This is a genomic window from Burkholderia sp. AU15512, assembly GCF_002223325.1.
Taxonomy (GTDB): Bacteria; Pseudomonadota; Gammaproteobacteria; order Burkholderiales; family Burkholderiaceae; genus Burkholderia.
Genome location: NZ_NKEX01000005.1, coordinates 325,824 through 347,955, shown reverse-complemented (window position 1 = coordinate 347,955; position 22,132 = coordinate 325,824). Strand labels below are relative to the sequence as shown.

Here is a 22,132-nt window from a genome sequence, read left to right as displayed (position 1 = left end):
ATGGATCGCATCGACATCACCGAACACGGCCGCGTCACGGGCCACCTGATCCGCGGCGTCACGCACGCGCAGAAAACCTTTCGCCCGAGCGACTGGCCCGAACGCCTCGCGGGCGTCATCACGCTGTTCGTCGGCGAACGGCGGCCCGGCTATCCGTGCGCGCTGTCGCGGCTCGCGATGCCCGTCGTCGACGGCAACGTCAAATGCCTGTTCGTGTCGGACGAATTGCGCACCGTGTGTGCGGACGCATTCGATTTCGCGATGCAGTTCGCGACCGACAACGACCTCCCGGTCGTGCTTCAGACCGCGCCCGCGCTGGCGGTGCGCTGACGGGGCGGGCCGCTGTCGCGGCTCGCGTTCTTCCCGTTTTCTAAAAGTGCAATGCGCTGCTGCGCAGGCCGCCGCACGCCCCTTTTTGGCCTTTCCGGCGCCGCGACCAATCGTCAGATGATTGAAAGCATCGACACCCATCCCATTCCGACAAGGGTTTCCGGCCGAGCCATCAATAAAATTGATCGTCACGATGAAAATTATGCGTTTTCCTTGCAGGTCGCCGTGATGCATAGTTGCGTCGTGTTGACGCACCTTTGAGTCTTTCAGTCATGAACATGCGAATCGAGCCGTCCGTGCTCGCGAACCCCGACCTGCAATTTGCGACGCTTTCGTCAGGCATCAGCCTGCCGTATGTCGAGCGGGGCAGCGGCGCGCCGATGGTGTTCGTGCACGGCTCGCTGTGCGACTACCGCTACTGGGATCCGCAGCTCGCGTCGCTGTCGGCCCACTACCGCTGCATCGCGCCGAGCCTCAGCCATTACTGGCCGGCCGTCGAAGCGGGCATCCAGGACGAGTTCAGCTGGCAGAACCACGTCGACGAGCTCGCCGAATTCATCGACGCGCTCGACCTCGGCCCCGTGCACCTGGTCGGCCATTCGCGCGGCGGCAGTGTCGCGTTCAACGTCGCGCGCCAGCATCCGCATCTCGTCGAATCGCTGACGCTCGCCGATCCGGGCGGCCCGCTGCAACAGCCGGGCGTGCGCGAAACCGCGCTGCCGGCCGCCGCGATCGCGCTGCGCACGCAGGCCGTGAACCTGATCGGGCAAGGCGACATCGAATCGGGCCTCGAGATGTTCGTCGATTCCGTGAGCCTGCCGGGCGCATGGAAGAAGAGCACGTCGCGCTTCCGCACGATGGCGATCGACAACGCGAGCACGCTGCCGAAGCAGTTGCGCGACCCCCTGCCCGCGTACTCGCAGCACACCGCCGGCGACATCGCATGCCGCACGCTGCTGATCGACGGCCAGCGCAGCCCGAAGATGTTCCGCAACAACGTCGACACGCTGTCGCAGTGGATCGGCAACGCGCAACGGCAGACCGTCGCCGGCGCGTCGCACGGGATGAACGCGGCAAGCCCCGCCGTGTTCAACCGCTTCGTGCACGAGTTCGTCGCCGCGTAAGTGCGCCCGGGCGGTTTCCGCGCCGCCCGTTCTCTTCGCTGTTCAACGACGATGCGGATACGCGCCGCATCGCCGCTTCATCAACCGCCGTGCGTCACCGGCGCGTTCGTCCCGTCAATCTGCCTGCGCGATTCCTTCAGCATGGCTTACCACACGGCCGGGTCCGGCTCCGCCTTGCGCGTGACCGCATCGGGCAGCCCGAACACGCTGTCGAACGCCCAGTTGTACGTGAACGTGAAGATCGGGAAGAACACGATCAGCACCGCGTCGTACAGGAACGCCTGCAGCAGCGACACGTCGAGCCACCACGCGATCAGCGGGATCAGGAACGTCACGAGCGCGATCTGGAAGCCGATCGCATGCACCACACGGCGCCCGACCGTGCGCGTCGTCGCCGCGCTCCTGCGCTCCCACGCCTCGAACGCGAGGTTGTACAGGAAATTGACGGTGACGCCCGTCGTCGAAATCATCACGCCCAGCAGGCCGCTCGCCGCCACGCTGGCGCCGCTCAGCATGCCGAGCACCGACGATGCGATCAGGATGCCGAGCACCTCGAACATCACGACGTAGACTATGCGTCTCTTCCACCCTTGCATCACCATCCACCTTCTATCGAACAAGGTGGCGAGACTATCAGCGGGTAGCGCGTCCGCCAAAGTCAGGTCCTTTCAATTTTTCTGACAGGAGGCCAGTGCATGCTGACCAGCGACCACATCGACATGCTGCTGACCGTCATCGACAAAGGCTCGTTTTCCGCGGCCGCGCGGGCGCTCGGCCGCACGCCGTCGGCGATCAGCATGGCGATCGCGAACCTCGAGGCCGAGCTCGACCTCGTGCTGTTCGACCGCGGCACGCGCGAACCGACGCCGACCGCCGCGATGGCGGCGCTGCTGCCCGACGCGCGCTCGATCGCCGAGCGGCTGCACGCGCTGCGCGCGCATGCGCAGCACCTGTCGGAAGGCGTCGAGGATACGTTGCGGCTCGGCCTCGCCGCCGAACTCGACGGCGCGCCCGTCGCCCGCGCGCTGACGGCCGTCGCCGCGAAATACCCGGCGCTCGCGATCAGCATCGTCACGGCGCCGCAGGACGTGATCATCGATGCGCTGCATCGCGGCGCCGTCGATCTCTGTGTCGCGTATGGCGGGCTCGACCTGCATCCGCAGGAGCAGATCCACGCGCTGTGGACCGAGACGCTCGTCGCGGTCGCCGCGCCGAGCCATCCGGCGATCGCCGAATGCGCGCAACCGGAAGCAATCGAGCGGTTGTCGGGCTTCAGGCAGATCGTGATCGCCGATCCCGAGCGGCCGCTCACCGACGTGCGGCCGGTGATCGGCAACCGCACGTGGAAGGTGACCGACATGGCTACCGCAATCGCGCTCGTGAAGGCCGGGCATGGCTGGGCGAACCTGCCTGAATCCATGATCGGCCGATACGTCGCCGACGGCGAGCTCGCGCCGCTCGTGTTCGCGAACATCCGCAACGGGCTGCCGCTACCGGTGTACCTGCGCCGGCCGAAGCATTCGGGGCTCGGCAAGGCGGCGAGCGAACTGGTTCGCGCGCTGCGGGTGGCGGGTGACGAAAAATGACCGGCGTGGCGGCGAACGCCGCCACGCCGTCGATCAACGCCGGACGGCTTGACCGTTAGTTGCGATCAGAGCGTGGCCGCCGCCGCCGCGCTCTGGATCGAATCGACGAGCGACACGTTGTCGTAGCGTCGTCCGGCAATGCCCCATCCACCGTCGACCGCATGAACCACATTCACCCACACTTGCGCGGCCGTCAGCCGCCCACCTGCCCGGCGCAGCACGATCGCGGTCGCCCGTTCGACGAATTGCCGCTGCCGCTCGGGCGCCGCGAGCGCCACGGCAGGCAACTTCAGCTCGACGAACGCGGCAGGCTCCGCGCACCCATGCACGAACGTCCGGTTTCGCGGCAGCACGTTGAGCGTGCCCACCACGTTCGGCGCCAGGAACGCATTCCCGGTCAGCCCCTCGACGTCCAGCAGCGCATCGGTCAACTCGGCAAACACCGGCCCCTCGTCGTCCGGCGTGAAAACCCCTTCGGATACGGTCAGCGTAATCGGCATCGCACTTTCTCCTGGTCAGGTCATCGGTCAGGTGACGTGATATAAATATCAGTCACTCTCTATACATTAGACACTGATCGCTCTCTATGCAAGATAAAGAGTGATCGCTCTGAAGCGAGCCTGTCATGCGTTATTCCGTCGAGCACAAGCACGAAACCCGTACGCGCATCCTCGATGCCGCGAGCCGGCTGTTCCGCGAGGAGGGGTATGGCGGCTCCGGCATCGGTCCGCTGACGAAGGCGGCGGGCGTCACCAACGGCGCGTTCTATGGCCATTTCAAAACGAAGGGCGAAGCGTTCCGGCAGGTCGTCCTCGATGGCCTCGCCCAGCTCCGGCAAGGCGTCGCGACGTTCAAGGCCGAGCATGGCGCGCGCTGGCGGCGCCCGTTCGTGTCGTTCTACCTCGGCCCGCGACGCACCTGCGAACTCGGTGAAAGCTGTGCGCTGCCGAGCCTGTCCCCGGAAGTGATGCGTGCCGGTGACGAGACGCGCGACGCGTATGAGCAGGCACTGCGGCAGATCGTCGACGAAGTGTCGGCCGGGATGGATAACCCACCCGATGACGATCGGGCCATCGCGTTGCTTGCGCTGCTGTCGGGCGGCGTCACGCTCGCGCGCGCGGTGCGCGATCCCGAACTGGCGCAGCGCATCGCCGATGCGGTCGGCCGCTACGCGGTGGTGATCGCCGAACGCACGGACGTGAAGCCGGAGCAACCGGCCTGACCGCCCTGACTGACCGCCAATAGAAAACCCCGATCCACGTCGCCACGGATCGGGGTTCTTCGATCGACTACCCGTTAAGTCGACCCGTCTCGGGCCGGTGTATCACCGCGCCGCCACCTCCGCCTTGACGGGCGCCGCATCGCCCACCGCCGTCGGAGCCGGCCCCCATCCGCCGCCCAGCGCGCGGATCAGGTTCACGGTCGACACGGCCTGCGCGCCGGTCAACTGGTTCGACTGCAATTGCGACTGCAGCACCGAGCGCTCGCTGTCAATCACGTCGAGATACGCGACCTCCCCTTCCTGATACTGCGTGCGCGACAACGTCGCCGCGCGCCGCGACGCGTTGACGGCCGCATCCTGCGCGCGGATCTGGTCGTCGAGCAGGCGCAGGTCGGCGAGATTGTCCTCGACCTCGCGGAACGCGACGAGCACCTGCTGCCGGTAGTTAGCGACCTGCTCGTCGTACTGCGCGCGTGCCTGCTGCACGCCGGCCGCACGCCGCCCGCCGTCGAACAGCGGCAGCGTCAGCGCGGTGCCGGCGAATGGCCCGAGCAGGAACGTGCGGCTCGACCACAGGAACAGGTTGCCGAGCGTCGACGCTTCATACCCGAACGCACCCGTGATATCGAGCTTCGGGAAGTACGCCGACTTCGCGAGGCCGATCCGCGCGTTCGCGGCCGCCATCGCGCGCTCGGCCGCCGACACGTCCGGGCGCCGTTCGAGCAGCGCGGACGGCAGGCCCGGAGGCACCTTCACCGCGACCGGCACGATCGGCGTTTCCTTGAACGCGAAATCCGCAGGCGCCTTGCCGAGCAGGATCGCGAGCGCATGCTCGGACGCCGCGCGCCGCCGCGCGACGCCGACCGCATCGGCCTGCGCGGTGGCCAGCTCGTTCTTCGCGCGCGACACGTCGAGCTCGCTGATGTCGCCTTCGTTGAAGCGACGCTGCACGAGCTTCAGTGCCTGCTCGCGCAGCTCCACCGTGCGCCGGTACAGGTCCTGGTCGGAATCGAGCTGACGCAGTTCGAAGTAGTTCTGCGCGACGTCCGCCTGCAGCGCGAGCTGCACCGAACGGAACAGCGCTTCGCTCTGCGCCTGGTCGGCACGCGACGCCTCGACGTTGCGGCCGACGCGGCCGAACAGGTCGGCTTCATACGACACCGTGCCCTGCGCGCGCCACAGCGTCGCGTTGGTCGGGCCCGTGCCCTGCGGCTGGAACTGCGACGCCGACGACAGCCCCTCGCGCGTCGGCCCGAAACCGGCGCCGACCTGCGGGAACCATTGCGAGCGCGCCGAACGCGTCGCCGCGCGCGCTTCCTCGACCCGCGCGGCTGCGGCCTTCAGGTTCTGGTTTGCGGCGAGCGCCTGCGTCTCGAGCGAATCGAGCACCGGGTCGCCGAACACCTTCCACCATTCGCCGCGATGCGCGCTGTCCGCCGGCTCGGCCGTCTTCCACGTGCCGGCCTGCTCGCCGGCGGCAAGCGTCGGCGCTTCCTTGAACGCGGCAGGCGTCGGCGCATCCGGGCGCTTGTAGTCGGGCCCCACCGCGCACGCGGCGAGCAGCGTCGCGAGCAGGGTGCTCGCGGCCGCCACCTTCGCGAAGCGCATCAGGCCATTCGTGTTGTGCAAGTTATTCATCTTCCTGTCCTCAAGCATCCGAAGCCGGCACGTGCTGGGACGGCACACCGTAACCCGCCGAGTCCTTCCCGGCGACGTGGATCTTGCCGCCCGCGAGCGTGCGCAGCACGACGTAGAACACCGGCGTCAGCATCAGCCCGAACAGCGTCACGCCGAGCATCCCGAAGAACACGGCGACACCCATCGCATGGCGCATTTCCGAACCGGCGCCCGTCGACGTGACGAGCGGCACCACCCCCATGATGAAGGCGATCGACGTCATCAGGATCGGGCGCAGCCGCAGCCGGCTCGCCTCGATCGCGGCCTCGAGCGGCGTCCTGCCGTCGTGTTCGAGTTCACGCGCGAACTCGACGATCAGGATCGCGTTCTTCGCCGACAGCCCCACCAGCACCATCAAGCCGATCTGCGTGAAGATGTTGTTGTCGCCCTGCGTGAGCCACACGCCCGTCAGCGCCGACAGAATGCTCATCGGCACGATCAGGATCACCGCGAGCGGCAGCGTCAGGCTTTCATACAACGCGGCGAGCACGAGGAACACGAGCAGCACGCTGATCGGGAACACGTACATCGCCGAATCGCCGGCAAGAATCTGCTGGTACGTGAGGTCGGTCCATTCGAACCGCACGCCGCGCGGCAGCGTTTCATGCGCGATGCGCTCGATCGCGGCCTGCGCCTGCCCCGACGAGAAGCCCGGCGCCGGGCCGCCGTTGATGTCGGCCGCCGTGTAGCCGTTGTAGCGCACGACCATTTCCGGGCCGAACGTCGGCGTCACCGTGACGAGCGACGACAGCGGCACCATCTCGCCACGGTCGTTGCGGGTCTTCAACTGCAGGATGTCGTCCGCACGCTGGCGGAACGGTGCATCGGCCTGCACACGTACCTGGTACACACGACCGAAGCGGTTGAAGTCGTTCACGTACAGCGAGCCGAGATACACCTGCATCGTATTGAACACGTCGGTCACCGGCACGCCCAACTGCTTCGCCTTCACGCGATCGAGATCGACGTTGAGCTGCGGCACGTTGATCTGGTAGCTCGTGAACAACGGGCCGAGTTCCGGCGCCTGCTGCGCGCGCTTGATGAAGTCGTTGGTCGCATCCGCGAGCCGCGCATAGCCGACCGCGCCGCGATCCTCCACCTGCATCTTGAACCCGCCCAGCGTACCGAGGCCGAGCACCGGCGGCGGCGGGAACACCGCGACGAACGAGTCCTTCATCGCGCCGTACTTCTGGTTCAGCGCCCCCGCGATCGCGCCGGCCGACAGCGCCTTGCCGTGCCGTTCCGAGAACGGCTTCAGCGTGACGAACACGATGCCCGCGCTCGAGCTGTTCGTGAAGCCGTTCACCGACAGCCCCGGGAACGCGACCGCGCTCTCGACGCCCGGCTGCTTCAGCGCGATCGACCCCATGTCGCGGATCACCTTCTCGGTGCGGTCGAGCGACGCACCGTTCGGCAACTGCGCGAACGCGATCAGGTATTCCTTGTCCTGCGCGGGCACGAAACCGCCCGGCACGACCTTCGACACGAGCACGGTCGCCCCCACCAGCACGAGGTACACGCCGAGCATCAGCGTCTTGCGCGACAGCACGCCGCGCACGCCGCGGCCGTAGTTCTCCGCGCCGCGATGGAACACCTTGTTGAAGCCGCGGAAGAAGCCGCCGAGCACGCGGTTCATCACGCGCGTGAGCCAGTCTTCCTTGTCGCCGTGACCCTTCAGCAGGATCGCGGACAGCGCCGGCGACAGCGTCAGCGAGTTGAACGCCGAGATCACCGTCGAGATCGCGATGGTCATCGCGAACTGCTTGTAGAACTGGCCGGTCAGGCCCGACATGAACGCGAGCGGCACGAACACGGCGACGAGCGTCAGCGCGATCGCGATGATCGGCCCGCTCACTTCCTGCATCGCCTTGTAGGTCGCCGCCCGTGCGTTCATCCCGCTCTCGATGTTCCGCTCGACGTTCTCGACCACCACGATCGCATCGTCGACCACGATCCCGATCGCGAGCACCATCCCGAACAATGACAACGCGTTGATCGAATACCCGAACGCGAGCAGCAGCGAGAACGTGCCGATGATCGACACCGGCACCGCGATCAGCGGAATCAGCGACGCGCGCCAGGTCTGCAGGAACACGATCACGACGATCACGACCAGCGCGATCGCTTCGAGCAGCGTGTGCACGACGGCCTTGATCGACGAACGCACGAACTGCGTCGGGTCATAGACGATCTTGTAGTCGACGCCCGCCGGCATGTCCTGCTTCAGCTCGGCCATCGTCTTGCGCACTTCGTCCGAGATCTGCAGCGAGTTCGCGCCCGGCGACTGGTTGATCGCCATCGCGACGGCCGGCTTGTTGTCGAGCAGCGAGCGCAGCCCGTATTCGGATGCGTCGAGCTGGATTCGCGCGATGTCGCGCAGGTGCGTGACGCCGCCGTCCGGCGTCGTCTTCACGACGATGTCGCCGAACTCGTCTTCCGTCTGCAGGCGGCCGCGCGCGTTCACCGACAACTGCAGCGGCGTGCCCGGCAGCGACGGCGACGCGCCGATCACGCCGGCCGCGACCTGCACGTTCTGCTCGCGGATCGCCTGCACGACGTCCTCGGCCGACAACCCGCGCTGCGCGACCTTCTGCGGATCGAGCCACACGCGCATCGCGTAGTCGCCCGAACCCCACAGCTGCACCTGGCCGACGCCCTGGATCCGCGACAGGCGATCCTTCACGTTGATCAGCGCGTAGTTGCGCAGGTAGGTCATGTCGTAGCGGTTGTCCGGCGAGATCAGGTGGACCACCATCGTCAGCGTCGGCGAGCTCTTCACCGTCGTGATGCCGAGCCGCTGCACGTCTTCCGGCAGGCGCGGCAGCGCCTGGTTCACGCGGTTCTGCACGAGCTGCGTGGCCTTGTCCGGATCGGTGCCGAGCTTGAACGTGACGGTGATCGTCATGTTGCCGTCGCTGTTCGCCTGCGACTGCATGTAGAGCATGTCCTCGACACCGTTGATCTGCTCTTCGAGCGGCGACGCGACCGTCTCGGCGATCACCTTCGGGTTCGCACCCGGGTACTGCGCCTTCACGATCACGGACGGCGGCACGACTTCCGGATATTCGGAGATCGGCAGCAGGAACATCGCGATCACCCCGCCGAGCAGGATGATCACCGATAGGACTCCTGCGAAGATCGGCCGGTCGATAAAGAATTTGGAAATGTTCATGTGTGGCTCTGTCTGGTTGAACGCGGATACGAAGCGGCGGGCCGCTTACGAATCCGCCTTCGCCGGGGCGGCCGGCTTCGCGTTGCCCGCCAAAGGCGCAGACGGCGCGTCACCGCCCGTCATCGGGACCATGTGCGGCTTCACCTGTTCGCCGGGGCGCACGCGCTGCGTGCCGTTCACGATCACGCGATCGCCGGCGGAAAGCCCGCTCACGATCACGCGCCGGTTGCCGTGCTGCATCCCCTGCTGCACTTCGCGGTACGACACGCGGCCTTGCTGGTCGACGACGAACACGAACTTCTTGTCCTGGTCGGTGTTGATCGCCGCGTCGTCGACGAGCAGCGCCTCGTGCGGCGCGCTGCCGCCCACCTTCACGCGTGCATAGAGGCCCGGGACGAGCGCGCCATCGGCGTTGTCGAAGCGCGCGCGCACGCGGATCGTGCCGGACGACGTATCGAGGCGGTTGTCGACCGAGTCGATCTCGCCGCTGCGCGAGTAGCCGGTTTCGTTCGCGAGGCCGAGCTCGACCGGCACCTTGCGGCCGCTGCGCGCGCCGTTGATGTATTGCAGGTAGGTCTGCTCGTCCGCGTCGAACGATGCGTAGATCGGCGACACCGACACCAGCGTCGTCAGCGGCGCGGCCGCTGCGCCGGCCGACACGACGTTGCCGAGCGTGATTTCCGCGCGCGACACGCGGCCCGACACCGGCGCCGTGATCCGCGTATAGCCGAGGTTGATGCGCGCCGTTTCGAGCGCGGCTTCGGCGGCCTTCAGGTTCGCCGTCGCCTCGCGGGCCGCATTCTGCTTCTCGTCGTAGTCGCGCTTCGCGATCGCGTTGTCGCCGATCAGCCGCTGCGCGCGCTGCCAGTCGGTCTGCGCGTAGCCGTTGCGCGCCTGTGCTGCCGCGAGCTGCGCGGCCGCGCGATCGGTCTCGGCCTGGTACGGGCGCGGGTCGATCACGAACAGCACGTCGCCTTTCTTCACGAGCGCGCCGTCCTTGAAGTTCACCGCGACGATCGTGCCCGACACCTGCGGGCGCACGTCGACTTTCTCGACCGCTTCGAGGCGACCCGAATAACTCTGCCAGTCGGTCACGGTCTGCGGCACGACGGTCGCGACGTCGACTTCGGGCAGCGGTGCGGCCGCTTTCTCCGGTGCGTTCGCGTTCACGCGCATCGCGCCGAATGTTCCGAGGCCGACGACGGCGAGCGTCACGATCGCCGCTGTCGCGATTCGGGAACGGGAGGTGCGTAGGATGGCCATGTGGATCTCCAGTAAACGTGGATTGGTTTTGGTTATTCGGGACGGTTCGGCTGGCGCGCCTGGAAGCGGCACTGGAAGAAGCGCACGGCTTCCTCGAAGGCGGCTTCGTGCGTCGCGAGCGCAGCGTGCGTGATGTCCGGATAGCGGATCACCTGCGTGAGCACGCCCGACGAGATCAGGCAGCCCGCATATTTCTCCGCTTCGACGTGCAGCACGTCGTTCTGCGCGGTGACGACGAGCGTCGGCGGCAGCCCCGCGAGGCGCACCGATTCGAGCGGCGCCGCGTACGGGTGCATGCGTTGGGCGGCCTGCGGCAGATACGCGCGATAACAGGCCGCGCATTCGCGCGGGGTGATGTCGGAGGCAAGGCGATCGGCGTCGCCGATGCGCGTCATGCTGGGGTCGAGCATCGGCCCGAACAGCGCCTGCGCGACGATCTGCACCTCACCGCGATCGCGCGCGATGAACGCGAGGCAGTTCGCGAGCTGGCCGCCCGCGTCGTGGCCCGCGACACCGATCTTCTTCGGGTTGCCGCCGAACGCGCGGGCGCGCGTCGCGGCCCACACGGCGGCGCGATACGCATCCTCCGGCGCGGCCGGAAAAGGAAAGGCCGGTGCGAGCGAATAATCGACCGACACTACGAGCGCTGGTAAGCGTTCTGCTAAAAAACGCGCGGCGAAATCGGCGTCTTCGAGCGAACCGCGCACGAAGCCGCCACCGTGGAAATAAAGCACTACTGGCAACCCGGTCTTGTCCGGGCGGCGGTAGAGGCGCAGCACGATGTCCTGCGCGTAGCCGGGAATTTCGACTTCGGCGACCGTCAGCGCCGCGCCTGCCGTGGCTTGCACGGGCAACGCGGCCTTCAGGAATTTGCTGAATTCAGAAGCGTCCATGACGATGCAGCATCCATTTCGAGATGGAACGAATTCTGGGTCCGGCAGACATTGGGATAAATGCCTATAATCCGGCAACACAATTCAACGCCCCCGAACAATCCGAGGCTGCGTTTACCCACGAGGTAGCGCAGCCTCTTTGTTCCGGAGGCTCATTAGATTGCGGAGGTTGTGATGGACCGGCTTCAGGCCATGCAGGTGTTTACTCGCGTCGTCGATACAAGCAGCTTCACCAAGGCAGCAGAAACGCTCAGCTTGCCGCGAGCGTCCGTCACGACGATCATCCAGAATCTCGAAGCGTTCCTCGGTGTGCGGCTGATGCACCGGACCACGCGCCGGCTGTCGCTCACGCCGGACGGCGCCGCGTACTACGAACGATGCGTGCGGATCCTCGCGGACGTCGAGGAAACCGAGGCGAGCTTCCAGGCGAACAACCGGAAGCCGCACGGAAAGTTGCGTATCGACATGCCCGGTTCGATCGGGCGGCTGCTCGTGATTCCGTCGCTGTGCGAATTTCATACGCGCTATCCGGACATCGACCTGCAGCTCGGCCTGTCCGACCGGCCGGTCGACCTGCTGCAGGAAGGCGTCGATTGCGTGATCCGCGTCGGCGCGCTGCAGGACTCGTCGCTCGTCGCACGCCGGGTCGGCCTGTTCGAATGCGTGACGGTCGCGTCGCCCGACTATCTCGAGCGTCACGGCGAGCCGCAGACGATCGACGACCTGAACCAGCACAAGGCCGTCAACTACTTCTCGAGCCGCACCGGCCGCACGATCGACTGGACATTCCTGACCGACGGCAAGGAAGTCGAGATGAAGATGGAAGGCATCGTGTCGGTGAACGACGCGGATGCATACGTGACCTGCGGGATCGAAGGCTTCGGGCTGATCCAGCCGCCGCTCTTCATGGTGCTGCCGCATCTGCGCGAAGGCCGGCTCAAGGAAGTGCTGCCGGGCGTCAAGCCGCTGCCGATGCCGATCTCGGTCGTGTATCCGCACAGCCGCCATCTGTCGCCGAAGGTACGCGTGTTCGTCGACTGGATCGCCGAGGTGTTCGACCGCTGCCCGCTGCTGAGCGGCAAGGGCAGCCTCGACGCGACGTGCAGCAAGCGCACGTTCGAGGAAGCCGAACGCGCGCCGGCGCTCGACACGCCGGTCATCAACGAATGGGTTGCGTAAGCGCCTGAACTGAGCAACTGAACCGCACACGCGGGCTGCCCCGCCCGCGTGTCGTCCCGCCTCAGCGCCCCATTTCCCACCCGGCGCCCCAGATCCTTCCCGAATCCGCAGCAAACCTTTGTGCCAGGCGACGCAATCGTCCGCCTGCGTCGTCGCGCGCCGTCGTCGCTCCCGTGCGAGGTCCGCTGCAAGCGGGTTCGAGCGATTTCGCATAACCCTGCCGGGTGTACGGATGGCGATTGTTCCACTGACACGACAATTCAATTCGCCTCTGCCGCATTTATCGCGACGGAACAGATACCTAGAGTAAACCCTGTCGCGCACCTCGTTGCGCATCGAACAGATCCCACTTGATGGGACCGGAGTAAGCGCTCGAGCGCCAGCTCCGACATTCTAGGAGTCTCGCCATGAACCGCCGCCATCTTCTCTCCGCCCTCGCCCTCACGCTCGCCGTGTCCGCCCCGGCCTTCGCCGATTCCGGCACCCCGCACGCCGGCGACTACGGCAACACGTCGTGGTACTCGCAACACAACGGCCCGCGTACCCGCGCCGAAGTGAACGCGGAAGTCGAGCAGGCACGCAAGGACGGCACGCTCGCCTACTTGCGCAAGGCCAATTCGTATCCGCAAGGGCTCGACCTGGCGCAAGGCCCGTATCGCTCGTCGCCGGAGAGCAACCAGCTCGCCGGCGGGGGCCGGTAAACGCGCAACGCCGCGCAACGGGTTGCCCCGCGCGCGGCGTTTCGCACCCTTCATCGACGACTCGCCGAGTCAGTCAGCTAGATAGTTAGTTGCAGGAGCACATGATGAACGATCAACTCCCTTCGCCGCTCGATCACTGGGACGACACCACGCCGGTGTGGACGCCGTTCCGTTCGGCCCAGCACGCGCACTGATCGCGGCTGAGTCGTCGTCCGGCACTTACCGACGCGGCACCCCGTCACGCCATTCGCCCCAGTGCGTCACGATGTCCTGCACGAGCGGATTGCCCGCGCGGTACAGGTTTTCGGTCGCCGGGGCGAAGCCGCCCTGGTCCGCGTAGTTCAGCAGGTTGTCGGCACTCGTCTGCCCTGCATACGGCCGGTCGAAATCGGACCCGGTGCGCAGCACCGCGACGCGCGACAGGTCGACCCGCTTCACGCTCGCCGCGCGCTTGAGCGCTTCATACGTCGCGTTGTCTTCCTGCGCGGTCATGCAGTACGTGCCCTTGCCGTCGGTCAGGATCTTCGTCCACTGGCGCGCGCGCTCGCCGATCAGCGTGCCCGAGAACCACGTGTTGCCCGATGACGTGTCGCACTGGATCACCGTCGGCGGCCGGTTCGCCGGCGCGTAGTTGAACTTCGCGCGTGCGGCCTGCGCCTGCGCGCTGTCGGCGAGCACGACGTTGCGCGACAGCGCGACCGCGGCGTCGGTCAGCTGCGGGTTGAGCTGGAACACCTCGGTGCGATAGTCGAGCGGCGGCTTGTCGCTCGGGCTCTTCGTGTTGATGCCGAGGAAGCCCGTATTCCAGCCGGCCGGAATCTCGCGTGCATCGAGCTCCCACTGCAGGCTGAAATCGACGAGGTATTTCGACCACGCGGCCGAACCGACCGTGCCTTGCGCGGGGTCGACGCCCGCGATGCCGGAGATCAGGAAGTACGTGCGGCGCAGATCGAAGCGCTGCGAAAACGTGAGCGCCATGATCGTCGCCGACGCGTTCGCATAGCCCATGCCGGTCGTGACCACGCACACGTCCTGCTTGTTGCAATGCACGTTCGGGTAATCGGGCGACAGGCCGGGCACGGCGATGTCGCGCCACGGGCCGATCCGGTCGAGCCAGGCCTGGCCCTCCGGACCGAACATCGTGATGATCATGACCTTGACCGGGCGGCTCTGTGCACCGGTCTCGGCGAATGCATTGTTGCCCGCGTTGTTGCCCTGGTTGTCCTGCGCGATCGACGGCGCGGTCGCACAGGCTGCGAGCGAGAATGCAGCGGCGGAAAGAATGGAGCGAGTCAGCATCGGCGTTCCTTGTTTCGATGATGTTGGGTGAGAACGGCTCTCGTAGACTGCGCGTCGGAGTATAGAACGCGCGTGCCCGATGCGGAACCCGACTACGAAACGGCGACGGTGCGTCGGTGCGACGGTGCGGGTCCGCTACGCGCGGGAATGGCGCAGGAAATGGTCTCCGCGCGTCGACACACCATCAGGATTACTATCCGGTTGCTCGACACCGACGCGTCAATCGCACTGGCACGCGCGTAATCCGGCGAACCGCTACAACCGCGCCAGCCCCGCCACCCCGTAACCCAGCACGACAAGCGCCGCGACCACATGGCTCGCCGCGAGCAGCGCCGGCGACTTGACGATCCGGCCGATCACGCTGCCGCCGAATGCGAACACGAGCTGCCCCGCGAGGCTGCCGGCAAACACGCACGCGGCACCCAGCAGCCAGTGTCGATGCGCACCGGCGGCAGCCGTTGCATAGCCGTAGAACAACAGGATCGTGAGCGGATTCGCCAGCGTGACGAAAAACATCGATGAAAACGGGCGGCTGCCTGGCGGCCGTGCATCACCGTCGAGCGTGCGGCGGCGATCCCGCAGCGCCTGCCACAGCATCCGCGCGCCCATCGCGAGCAGCATGAGCGCGCCGACCAGGCGAAACAGCAACAGATGGGCGGCGAGCGTGCTCGCGAGCATTGCGCCGAGCGTGAATGCGACGACCGCATAGCAGCCGTCGGCCGTCGCGACACCCACCGCCGCGCGCACGCCGCTTGCGGTGCCGGCGCGCATTCCGTAGTTCGCGATCATCAGCGCGACGGGCCCGACCGACAGCGCGATCATCAGCCCGAACAGGAAGTCGTTCATCGGTCGTCGATGCCCTCTATGGAAGGCATCGATTCTAGCGACCGCAAAAAAATCCTGTGTGGCGCGTGAGCGTCACGCGACGTCGACGCGTGCAGGCCCGTCCACCATCTCGCCGATCACGCCCGCGCGGTCGAAGCCGTCGGCACGGAAGCACGCGAGCACGTCGTCGACGGCCTCCGGTGCGCACGCGACCAGCAGGCCGCCCGACGTCTGCGGATCGGTCAGCAGCGCCTGCGCGACGGGCGGCAGCGTGGCGGCCAGCTGCACGTCCGCGCCGTACGCGGCCCAGTTGCGACCCGACGCGCCGGTGAACACGCCATCGGCGACGAACGCCTCGACGCCCGCGAGCCACGGCAGCGACGCATAGTGCACGCGCGCGGTGAGGTGCGCGCCGCGCGCCAGCTCGAGCGTATGGCCGAGCAGCCCGAAGCCCGTCACGTCGGTCAGCGCATGCACGCCCGGCAGCGCGGCGAGCTCGGCGCCCGGCCGGTTCAGCTTGGTGGTCGTCGCGACCATCTGCGCATAGCCATCGGCATCGAGCTGGTTCTTCTTCAGCGCGGCGGACAGCACGCCGACGCCGAGCGGCTTGCCGAGCACGAGCACGTCGCCCGCGCGCGCGGCCGCATTGCGCTTCACACGCGACGGATGCACGACGCCGATTGCCGCAAGCCCGTAGATCGGCTCGACCGAATCGATCGAATGGCCGCCCGCGACCGGGATGCCGGCGTCCGCGCACACCGATTCGCCGCCGCGCAGCACGGCCGCGATCGTTTCGTGCGGCAGCACGTTGATCGGCATGCCGACCAGCGCGAGCGCGAGGATCGGCTTGCCGCCCATCGCATAGACGTCGGACAGCGCGTTGGTCGCGGCGATGCGGCCGAAGTCGAACGGATCGTCGACGATCGGCATGAAGAAGTCGGTGGTCGCAACGATCGCCTGTTCGTCGTTGAGGCGGTAGACGGCCGCGTCGTCGGAGGTCTCGGTGCCGACCAGCAGATCCGGGAACAGCGCGGGCGGCGTCGCGCGCTTCAGCAGCTCGGACAGCACGCCCGGCGCAATCTTGCAGCCGCAGCCGCCGCCATGTGACAGGCTCGTGAGGCGCGGAACGGCAGGCTGGGCTTGGGTGGCTTCGGTCATGGTCGGCATCCGGTGAATAACAACACGCCATTATCGACAATTCCATGCGAGTGCGCCCGATACCCACATAATGACGGCGCCGCCTCCGCTCCCGCCCCTGTCCGCCGCATCGTCCATGGACCACCTCTTCATCGGCCTCGTGCTGTGCTCCGCGTTGCTGCACGCGATCTGGAATGCCTTCCTCCACGTGAGCGAAGACCGGCTCGTCCAGCTCGGCACGATGTCGCTGCCGTATTTCGTGTTCGGCGCGGCCGGCGCCACGCTGCTGCCCGCGCCGGCGCCCGCCGCGTGGCCGTATATCGCCGGGTCGGCCGTGCTCGAGGTCGCGTACTGCTTCACGCTGGCGCGCGCGTATCGCAGCGGCGAATTCGGGCAGATCTACCCGATCGCACGCGGGATTTCTCCGCTGCTCGTGTCGGTACTCGCGCTCGCGATCCTGCATGAGCAGCCGACGCCGCTCGGCTTCGCGGGCATCGCACTCGTGTCGTTCGGCATCATGTCGCTCGCACTGCGGCGCGGCTTCCGGTTCTCCGGCGAAGGCGTGCCGTTTGCGCTGCTCACGGGCGTGTTCATCGCCGCGTATTCGATCTGCGACGGCATCGGCTCGCGCGTATCCGGCAGCGCGCTCGGCTACATCGCGTGGGTGTACGTGCTGTGGAGCGTGCCGCAATTCGTGCTGGTGTGCGCGGTGCGCGGCGGCCCGCGCGCGGTGCTCGGCTCGCGCACCGCGCTCACGCAGGGCGCGATCGCCGGCACGATCTCGCTCGCGGCGTACGGGATCGTGATCCTCGCGTACCGGTACTTGCCGGTCGGAACGGTGTCGGCGCTGCGCGAAACGAGCTCGATCTTCGCGGTCGCGATCGGCTGGCTCGTGATGCGCGAGCGGCCCGGCGCGCAGCGGCTCGCCGCGTGCGCGCTGGTGGTGGCGGGCGCGGCGCTGATCCGGCTGTAAGCAGAACGAGCGCGCGCCCGCGCGCCTGCCGCCGCGTCAGAACTTGTGGCGGATGCCCGTCACCGCGACGATCTGCGTGCGCGTGCTCGACGGATTCGAGATGCCTTCGATCGCGGCCACCGTGTTCGACGACGCACGCTGGTAGAACGCGTTCACGTAGATATCGGTGCGCTTCGACAGGAAATACTGCGCACCGACGCTCGTCTGCAGGTAGTGCGAACTCGGCTTCGGCCCCTGCGACGCGAGCACCTGCGTGTAGGTTTCGCCGAGCGCGAACTGCAGCGCGGGCGTCATCAGGTAGCGCACGCTGCCCTCGTAGTTGTTGAAGCGCATCGCGCCGCCCGTCTGCAGGTTGAACAGCGAACTCGTGTACAGCAGCCCGAACGTCGCCGCGCCCCACGCATACGCGCCGCCCGCGCCCCAGATCTGCTGGCGCGTCACGCCCTTGACGAACGTGTAGTAGTTGTCGGATGCCGCCGCGCCGGTGGTGTCGAGCGCCGGATGATCGACGCGCACATAGGCCGCACCGAGTTGCAGCGGCCCGTTCTCGTAGCTCGTGCCGATGCTCCACACGCGGTTTTGCGCGAACGACGTCGAATTCGAGAAGCCGTACAGGCCGACCGCGCGCAAGCCGTACCAGGTGGGCGTCTGGTACTGCACCGAATTGTTGGTGCGGAACGTGTTGTTCAGGTCGTCGGTGTCGAACGGGTGCAGCGCGTACTGCGTGAGCGCGGTGGTCGCGCCGATCTGCAGCGGCTCCAGCACTTCCTGCGCCGCGTTGTACTGGCGACCCATCGTCAGCGTGCCCCAGCGGTCGTTTTCCAGCCCGACGTACGCGCGGCGCCCGAACAGCCGGCCGCCCTGGCTCGCGGCGCCGCTCTCGATGTTGAAGCCGTTCTCGAGCCGGAACACCGCGCGCGTGCCGCCGCCGAGGTCTTCCTTGCCGAGCAGCCCGAAGCGCGTGCCCTGCTCGTTGCCGCCGGTCGCCTGCCAAGCGGCATGCCCGTTCTGGTTGTTCGTGTACGTGATCCCCGAATCGACCACGCCGTACAGCGTCACGCTCGACTGCGCATGCGCGTGCATCGCACCCGCCGCCGATGCGAGTCCCGCCAGCGCGACCGCCATTCCTTTTCGCTTCATCTCCGACCCCTTTTATCGATTGAATATGGGGAGCGATTTATTTCGCTCGAAACATGTTTTATTGAATAAAACATCGTCTTATTCATTGTCGAATTCGGTGATTTGAAGCGTCAAGCGATGCCAAAAATCTCACACGGGAGTCGGATAGCCGTGAATCCAAAGGTGTTTCAAGGAATGAAACAAGCCAAATAAACACGGGCATTCCAGCCCGATCACGACGCGCAATCCCGGTATCGCAAAAAGCCCTTGACCGCGATTTTCAGTCGTTGTGAAATATTGATACGCTGTTTTAATGATTAAAACAAACGCACGAGACGCTTCGAGAAACTAGGTAAAGAACCTGATCCCCATGCTGACGTTTAATTGCAACAACGCGACCGCCGGCGCATCGCCTGCGTACTTCGTCGCGACGCCGACGGTGCCAGCCCTGCCGGTCGTCGTCGATTCGCCGCACAGCGGCATCGCGTATCCGCCGGACTTCGCCACCGTTGCGCCCGGTGACGCGATCCGCACGACGTGGGACGCGTACGTCGACGAACTGTGGGCCGGCACGCCCGCGCGCGGCGGCACGCTGCTCGGCGCGACGTTTCCGCGCGCGTACATCGATCCGAACCGCGCGGAAACCGACATCGACGCAACGCTGCTCGCCGAGCCGTGGCCCGAGCCGCTGTCGCCGCAGCCGTACACGCAGCGCGGGATGGGGCTGATCCGGCGCGACGCGCTGCCCGGCGTGCCGCTGTACGACCGCAAGCTGTCGCTCGAAGCAGTACGCCACCGGATCGACGCGTACTACCTGCCGTACCGCCGCGCGCTCGCCGGCATCGCCGAGCCGCTGCATGCCGCGCACGGGGCGCTGTGGCATATCGACTGCCATTCGATGAAGTCGCGCGGCAACGCGATGAACGTCGACGCGGGCGCATGGCGGCCGGACGTCGTCGTCAGCGACCGGCGCGGCACGACCGCGGACCCGGCCTTCACCGCGTGGACCGCGCAGTGGTTCGCCGACGCCGGCTATCGCGTGCAGATCAACGACCCGTACCAGGGCGGCGACCTGCTGACCGCGCTCGCCGATCCCGCGCGGCAGCGCCACAGCATCCAGATCGAATTCAACCGCGCGCTGTACATGGACGAGGCCGCGTTCGCGAAACACGCGGGCTTCGCCACGCTGAAGCGCTCGGTCGATGCGTATCTCGATGCACTCGCCGATTACGTCCGCGCGCGCATCGCGCCGCAGGGAGACCCCGCATGACGACCTATATCGTCGACGCCGTCGACAGCGCGCTGAAGCTGCTGACCTACGTGGCCGAGCATCCGAACCTTGGCGTGACCGAGCTCGCATCGCAGCTCGGCATCAACAAGTCGCGCACGTACCGGATGCTGTGCACGCTGGAACTGCACCGCTTCGTCGTGCAGGACCCGCGCACGTCCACCTATGCGCTCGGCCCGCAGGCGTTCGTGATCGGCGTGGCCGCGTCGCAGCAGAACGCGCTCGTGCGCGCCGCGCACCGTCACATGCTCGCGCTCAACCAGGCGATCAACGAGACCATCGTGCTGCGCGTGCGCGAAGGGCTCGAATCGGTGTGCGTCGCGCGCTGCGAAACGACGCATGCGGTGCGCACCGTCGGCGCGGTCGGCAATCGCCGGCCAATCAATTTCGGCGCATCGGGCAAGGTGCTGCTCGCATTCGCGCCCGATCCGGTGCGCGACGACTATCTCGCGCAACTGCGTCGAAACGGGCACGCCGACGATCCGGCGAAGCTCGCCGGCGAACTCGACGCGGTCGCGCGCAAGGGCTACGCGGTAAGCAGCGGCGAGGTGACGCCCGGCGCGGTCGGGATCGCGGTGCCGGTGCGCGACCTGACGGGAGCGACAGTCGCATCGGTCAGCGTGACGGGGCCCGAGGTGCGCGTGAGCCACGCCGACATCCCCGACTATCTCGAACGACTGCAGGCGTGCAGCCTCGCGATTTCCGCCGAACTCGGCTACGTCCCGGCGCGTGCCGCGCTGCAACCGGCCTGACGGCCCGCTTCCCTCACCGACGAGGATCCGATGTCCGCCTCTTCCCCGAACCCTGCCGGCGCACGCGCCGCCGACGCCACCACGCTCGCGGCACCGGCTGAAGCAGCGCCCCACGACGCGGCCGGCAATGCGCCCGGCGACGCATCAGCCCACGCCGGCCGCGCGCCGCATCCGCACGGCAAGATGCTGCATCCGGTCGTGATGATGCTGTGGGTGCTGGCCGTCGCGATCACGCTCACGTGGATCGTCGATTCCGGCCGCTTCGAGCGCAACGGCCGCCTCGTCGTGCCGGGCACCTATCACGTGGTACCGAAGACCACCGCGCTCACGACGCTCGTTGCACCGGCAGTCAGCCACAGCACGCCCACGCATGCGATGCCCGCGAGCCTCGTCTCGGCATTCGTCGCGATACCGGAAGGATTGCTGAAGAACGCGCCGCTGATCGTGATGGTGATGTTCGTCGGCGGGATGTTCGGCGTGATGCGCCGCACCGGCGTGGTCGACGCGGGTATCGACCGGCTGCTGCAGCTCACCGGCAACAATGCGTACCTGCTCACACCGATGCTGATGATCCTGATCGGGCTCGGCAGCACGCTGCTCGGCTTCATCTCCGAGTACCTCGTGATCATTCCGATGGTGGTCGTGATCGCGCGGCGCCTGGGTCTCTCCGACCTGTTCGCGGTCGCACTGGTCGCGCTCGCCGCGAAGATCGGCTATATCGCGTCGGTGACGAACCCGCTCGCGCTGGCCGTCGCGCAGCCGCTCGTCGGCGTGCCGCTGTTCAGCGGCGTCGCGCTGCGCGCGGCCGTGTTCGTCGTCTTCCTGACGATCGGCATCCTGTATCTGCTGCGCTACGTGCGCAGCACCGGCTATCGCGCCGGGCAGACCGCCGCCGGCCACGCCGCACACGCAATCGCGAAGCTGTCGCTACGCCACAAGGCGACGCTGGCCGTGTTCGCCGCAGCGGTCGCGATGCTGATCTACGGCACGCGTGAACTGAAGTGGGGCAACGTCGAGCTGGCGGCGTTCTATACGTTCGTGAGCATCGTGACGGCCGTGATCGGCGGGCTCGATTCGCGCAGCGCGGCGGACGCGTTCGTCGACGGGATGAAGAACATGATCCTCGCGGCGCTGTTGATGGGGCTCGCCGCGTCCGTCGAACTGCTGCTGCAGAACAGCCTCGTGCTCGACACGCTGATCCACTTCTTCACGCGGCTCGCGGACGGGCAGTCGCCGGTGTGGGTCGCGAACGGGCTGATGGGCGTGCAGATGGTGCTCGACGTGTTCATTCCGTCGGTTTCGGGCAAGGCCGCGGTCAGCATGCCGATCATCGGGCCGATCGCGCAGCTCTCCGGCGTGAGCGGCCAGACGTCGGTGCTCGCGTTCGTGCTCGGCGGCGGGCTGACGAACCTCGTCACGCCGACGTCCGGGATGCTGCTCGCGTATCTGGCCACCGCTCGCGTCGATTTCGGCGCGTGGATCCGCTTCGTGCTGCCGCTGTTCCTGACGCTGCTCGCACTATCGTGCGTCGTGCTGACGTTCGCGGTGTGGATCGGGTATTGAGGTTCGCGGCAGGGTCTGCACAACGCGCG

20 protein-coding genes are annotated in these 22,132 nt (G+C 67.0%); 10 read left to right on the top strand and 10 right to left on the bottom strand.

What is annotated here, in order from left to right:
• Window positions 1–330 (top strand): DUF3579 domain-containing protein, encoded by a 330-nt coding sequence (locus tag CFB43_RS19120; protein WP_089459283.1) that lies wholly within the window; start codon window positions 1–3, stop codon window positions 328–330.
• A 272-nt stretch (window positions 331–602) separates the two neighbouring features.
• Window positions 603–1,454, top strand: coding sequence for an alpha/beta fold hydrolase (locus CFB43_RS19115; protein ID WP_089496132.1), 852 nt, complete (start codon window positions 603–605; stop codon window positions 1,452–1,454).
• A gap of 146 nt (window positions 1,455–1,600) precedes the next feature.
• Here the strand turns inward: CFB43_RS19115 and CFB43_RS19110 are convergent, their stop codons facing one another.
• The gene (locus tag CFB43_RS19110) at window positions 1,601–2,050 is read right to left on the bottom strand and encodes a PACE efflux transporter (protein WP_089496178.1); all 450 of its coding nucleotides are present in this window, start codon (window positions 2,048–2,050) and stop codon (window positions 1,601–1,603) included.
• 99 nt (window positions 2,051–2,149) lie between these two features.
• Here CFB43_RS19110 and CFB43_RS19105 point away from each other — a divergent pair, with 99 nt between their 5' ends.
• Complete coding sequence (locus tag CFB43_RS19105; protein ID WP_089496131.1) at window positions 2,150–3,040, top strand: LysR family transcriptional regulator; 891 nt, start codon at window positions 2,150–2,152, stop codon at window positions 3,038–3,040.
• A gap of 65 nt (window positions 3,041–3,105) precedes the next feature.
• On the opposite strand, the gene CFB43_RS19100 is transcribed toward CFB43_RS19105, so the two are convergent.
• Window positions 3,106–3,540, bottom strand: a complete 435-nt coding sequence (locus CFB43_RS19100) for a Tautomerase enzyme (RefSeq protein WP_089496130.1) — start codon at window positions 3,538–3,540, stop codon at window positions 3,106–3,108.
• A 125-nt stretch (window positions 3,541–3,665) separates the two neighbouring features.
• Between CFB43_RS19100 and CFB43_RS19095 the strand changes: the two genes are divergently transcribed.
• Window positions 3,666–4,262, top strand: coding sequence for a TetR/AcrR family transcriptional regulator (locus CFB43_RS19095; protein WP_089496129.1), 597 nt, complete (start codon window positions 3,666–3,668; stop codon window positions 4,260–4,262).
• A gap of 102 nt (window positions 4,263–4,364) precedes the next feature.
• Here CFB43_RS19095 and opcM read toward each other — a convergent pair whose 3' ends face one another.
• The 4 genes from opcM to CFB43_RS19075 are packed head-to-tail and all read right to left on the bottom strand — an operon-like array spanning window position 4,365 to window position 11,267.
• A complete protein-coding gene (gene opcM, locus CFB43_RS19090; protein WP_089496128.1) occupies window positions 4,365–5,900 on the bottom strand; it encodes a multidrug efflux transporter outer membrane subunit OpcM in 1,536 nt (511 codons plus the stop codon).
• A gap of 10 nt (window positions 5,901–5,910) precedes the next feature.
• The gene (gene ceoB, locus CFB43_RS19085; protein ID WP_089433382.1) at window positions 5,911–9,111 is read right to left on the bottom strand and encodes a multidrug efflux RND transporter permease subunit CeoB; all 3,201 of its coding nucleotides are present in this window, start codon (window positions 9,109–9,111) and stop codon (window positions 5,911–5,913) included.
• 45 nt (window positions 9,112–9,156) lie between these two features.
• Complete coding sequence (gene ceoA / locus CFB43_RS19080; protein ID WP_069252569.1) at window positions 9,157–10,374, bottom strand: multidrug efflux RND transporter periplasmic adaptor subunit CeoA; 1,218 nt, start codon at window positions 10,372–10,374, stop codon at window positions 9,157–9,159.
• 32 nt (window positions 10,375–10,406) lie between these two features.
• Window positions 10,407–11,267 (bottom strand): alpha/beta hydrolase, encoded by an 861-nt coding sequence (locus CFB43_RS19075; protein ID WP_089496127.1) that lies wholly within the window; start codon window positions 11,265–11,267, stop codon window positions 10,407–10,409.
• 174 nt (window positions 11,268–11,441) lie between these two features.
• Between CFB43_RS19075 and ceoR the strand changes: the two genes are divergently transcribed.
• Together ceoR and CFB43_RS19065 are read left to right on the top strand one after the other, a co-directional pair.
• Window positions 11,442–12,446, top strand: coding sequence for a putative multidrug efflux transcriptional regulator CeoR (gene ceoR / locus CFB43_RS19070; protein ID WP_039367883.1), 1,005 nt, complete (start codon window positions 11,442–11,444; stop codon window positions 12,444–12,446).
• 407 nt (window positions 12,447–12,853) lie between these two features.
• The gene (locus tag CFB43_RS19065) at window positions 12,854–13,147 is read left to right on the top strand and encodes a DUF4148 domain-containing protein (RefSeq protein ID WP_089496126.1); all 294 of its coding nucleotides are present in this window, start codon (window positions 12,854–12,856) and stop codon (window positions 13,145–13,147) included.
• Window positions 13,148–13,366: 219 nt separating this feature from the next.
• On the opposite strand, the gene CFB43_RS19060 is transcribed toward CFB43_RS19065, so the two are convergent.
• The 3 genes from CFB43_RS19060 to selD all read right to left on the bottom strand — a co-directional run bounded on the left by CFB43_RS19060 (window position 13,367) and on the right by selD (window position 16,429).
• Window positions 13,367–14,446, bottom strand: a complete 1,080-nt coding sequence (locus CFB43_RS19060) for a purine-nucleoside phosphorylase (RefSeq protein ID WP_089496125.1) — start codon at window positions 14,444–14,446, stop codon at window positions 13,367–13,369.
• Window positions 14,447–14,701: 255 nt separating this feature from the next.
• Window positions 14,702–15,292, bottom strand: a complete 591-nt coding sequence (locus tag CFB43_RS19055; RefSeq protein ID WP_089496124.1) for a LysE family translocator — start codon at window positions 15,290–15,292, stop codon at window positions 14,702–14,704.
• Window positions 15,293–15,364: 72 nt separating this feature from the next.
• The gene (gene selD, locus CFB43_RS19050; RefSeq protein ID WP_076841442.1) at window positions 15,365–16,429 is read right to left on the bottom strand and encodes a selenide, water dikinase SelD; all 1,065 of its coding nucleotides are present in this window, start codon (window positions 16,427–16,429) and stop codon (window positions 15,365–15,367) included.
• A 115-nt stretch (window positions 16,430–16,544) separates the two neighbouring features.
• Here selD and CFB43_RS19045 point away from each other — a divergent pair, with 115 nt between their 5' ends.
• Entirely contained in the window at window positions 16,545–17,381 is an 837-nt protein-coding gene (locus CFB43_RS19045; protein WP_089496177.1) for a DMT family transporter, read from the top strand.
• 36 nt (window positions 17,382–17,417) lie between these two features.
• Here CFB43_RS19045 and CFB43_RS19040 read toward each other — a convergent pair whose 3' ends face one another.
• Entirely contained in the window at window positions 17,418–18,521 is a 1,104-nt protein-coding gene (locus CFB43_RS19040; protein ID WP_179254856.1) for a porin, read from the bottom strand.
• A gap of 349 nt (window positions 18,522–18,870) precedes the next feature.
• On the opposite strand from CFB43_RS19040, the gene CFB43_RS19035 reads away from it, so the two are divergent.
• Genes CFB43_RS19035 through CFB43_RS19025 form a run of 3 tightly spaced genes read left to right on the top strand, consistent with a single transcriptional unit; the run spans window position 18,871 to window position 22,103 of the window.
• Complete coding sequence (locus CFB43_RS19035; RefSeq protein WP_089496122.1) at window positions 18,871–19,770, top strand: N-formylglutamate amidohydrolase; 900 nt, start codon at window positions 18,871–18,873, stop codon at window positions 19,768–19,770.
• Window positions 19,767–20,540: an IclR family transcriptional regulator gene (locus CFB43_RS19030; RefSeq protein ID WP_089475750.1), complete on the top strand. Its 774-nt coding sequence runs from the start codon at window positions 19,767–19,769 to the stop codon at window positions 20,538–20,540. The genes CFB43_RS19035 and CFB43_RS19030 overlap by 4 nt, the downstream gene beginning before the upstream one ends.
• 30 nt (window positions 20,541–20,570) lie before the next feature.
• Window positions 20,571–22,103, top strand: coding sequence for an SLC13 family permease (locus CFB43_RS19025; protein WP_089496121.1), 1,533 nt, complete (start codon window positions 20,571–20,573; stop codon window positions 22,101–22,103).
• The last annotated feature ends 29 nt before the right edge of the window (window positions 22,104–22,132 follow it).

What these genes read in the sequence shown, in the direction of transcription:
- CFB43_RS19120 (WP_089459283.1), top strand. Translation starts at nt 1, where the DNA reads ATGGATCGCATCGACATCACCGAACACGGCCGCGTCACGGGCCACCTG.
- CFB43_RS19115 (WP_089496132.1), top strand. Translation starts at nt 603, where the DNA reads ATGAACATGCGAATCGAGCCGTCCGTGCTCGCGAACCCCGACCTGCAA.
- CFB43_RS19110 (WP_089496178.1), bottom strand. Translation starts at nt 2,050, where the DNA reads ATGCAAGGGTGGAAGAGACGCATAGTCTACGTCGTGATGTTCGAGGTG.
- CFB43_RS19105 (WP_089496131.1), top strand. Translation starts at nt 2,150, where the DNA reads ATGCTGACCAGCGACCACATCGACATGCTGCTGACCGTCATCGACAAA.
- CFB43_RS19100 (WP_089496130.1), bottom strand. Translation starts at nt 3,540, where the DNA reads ATGCCGATTACGCTGACCGTATCCGAAGGGGTTTTCACGCCGGACGAC.
- CFB43_RS19095 (WP_089496129.1), top strand. Translation starts at nt 3,666, where the DNA reads ATGCGTTATTCCGTCGAGCACAAGCACGAAACCCGTACGCGCATCCTC.
- opcM (WP_089496128.1), bottom strand. Translation starts at nt 5,900, where the DNA reads ATGAATAACTTGCACAACACGAATGGCCTGATGCGCTTCGCGAAGGTG.
- ceoB (WP_089433382.1), bottom strand. Translation starts at nt 9,111, where the DNA reads ATGAACATTTCCAAATTCTTTATCGACCGGCCGATCTTCGCAGGAGTC.
- ceoA (WP_069252569.1), bottom strand. Translation starts at nt 10,374, where the DNA reads ATGGCCATCCTACGCACCTCCCGTTCCCGAATCGCGACAGCGGCGATC.
- CFB43_RS19075 (WP_089496127.1), bottom strand. Translation starts at nt 11,267, where the DNA reads ATGGACGCTTCTGAATTCAGCAAATTCCTGAAGGCCGCGTTGCCCGTG.
- ceoR (WP_039367883.1), top strand. Translation starts at nt 11,442, where the DNA reads ATGGACCGGCTTCAGGCCATGCAGGTGTTTACTCGCGTCGTCGATACA.
- CFB43_RS19065 (WP_089496126.1), top strand. Translation starts at nt 12,854, where the DNA reads ATGAACCGCCGCCATCTTCTCTCCGCCCTCGCCCTCACGCTCGCCGTG.
- CFB43_RS19060 (WP_089496125.1), bottom strand. Translation starts at nt 14,446, where the DNA reads ATGCTGACTCGCTCCATTCTTTCCGCCGCTGCATTCTCGCTCGCAGCC.
- CFB43_RS19055 (WP_089496124.1), bottom strand. Translation starts at nt 15,292, where the DNA reads ATGAACGACTTCCTGTTCGGGCTGATGATCGCGCTGTCGGTCGGGCCC.
- selD (WP_076841442.1), bottom strand. Translation starts at nt 16,429, where the DNA reads ATGACCGAAGCCACCCAAGCCCAGCCTGCCGTTCCGCGCCTCACGAGC.
- CFB43_RS19045 (WP_089496177.1), top strand. Translation starts at nt 16,545, where the DNA reads ATGGACCACCTCTTCATCGGCCTCGTGCTGTGCTCCGCGTTGCTGCAC.
- CFB43_RS19040 (WP_179254856.1), bottom strand. Translation starts at nt 18,521, where the DNA reads ATGAAGCGAAAAGGAATGGCGGTCGCGCTGGCGGGACTCGCATCGGCG.
- CFB43_RS19035 (WP_089496122.1), top strand. Translation starts at nt 18,871, where the DNA reads ATGCTGACGTTTAATTGCAACAACGCGACCGCCGGCGCATCGCCTGCG.
- CFB43_RS19030 (WP_089475750.1), top strand. Translation starts at nt 19,767, where the DNA reads ATGACGACCTATATCGTCGACGCCGTCGACAGCGCGCTGAAGCTGCTG.
- CFB43_RS19025 (WP_089496121.1), top strand. Translation starts at nt 20,571, where the DNA reads ATGTCCGCCTCTTCCCCGAACCCTGCCGGCGCACGCGCCGCCGACGCC.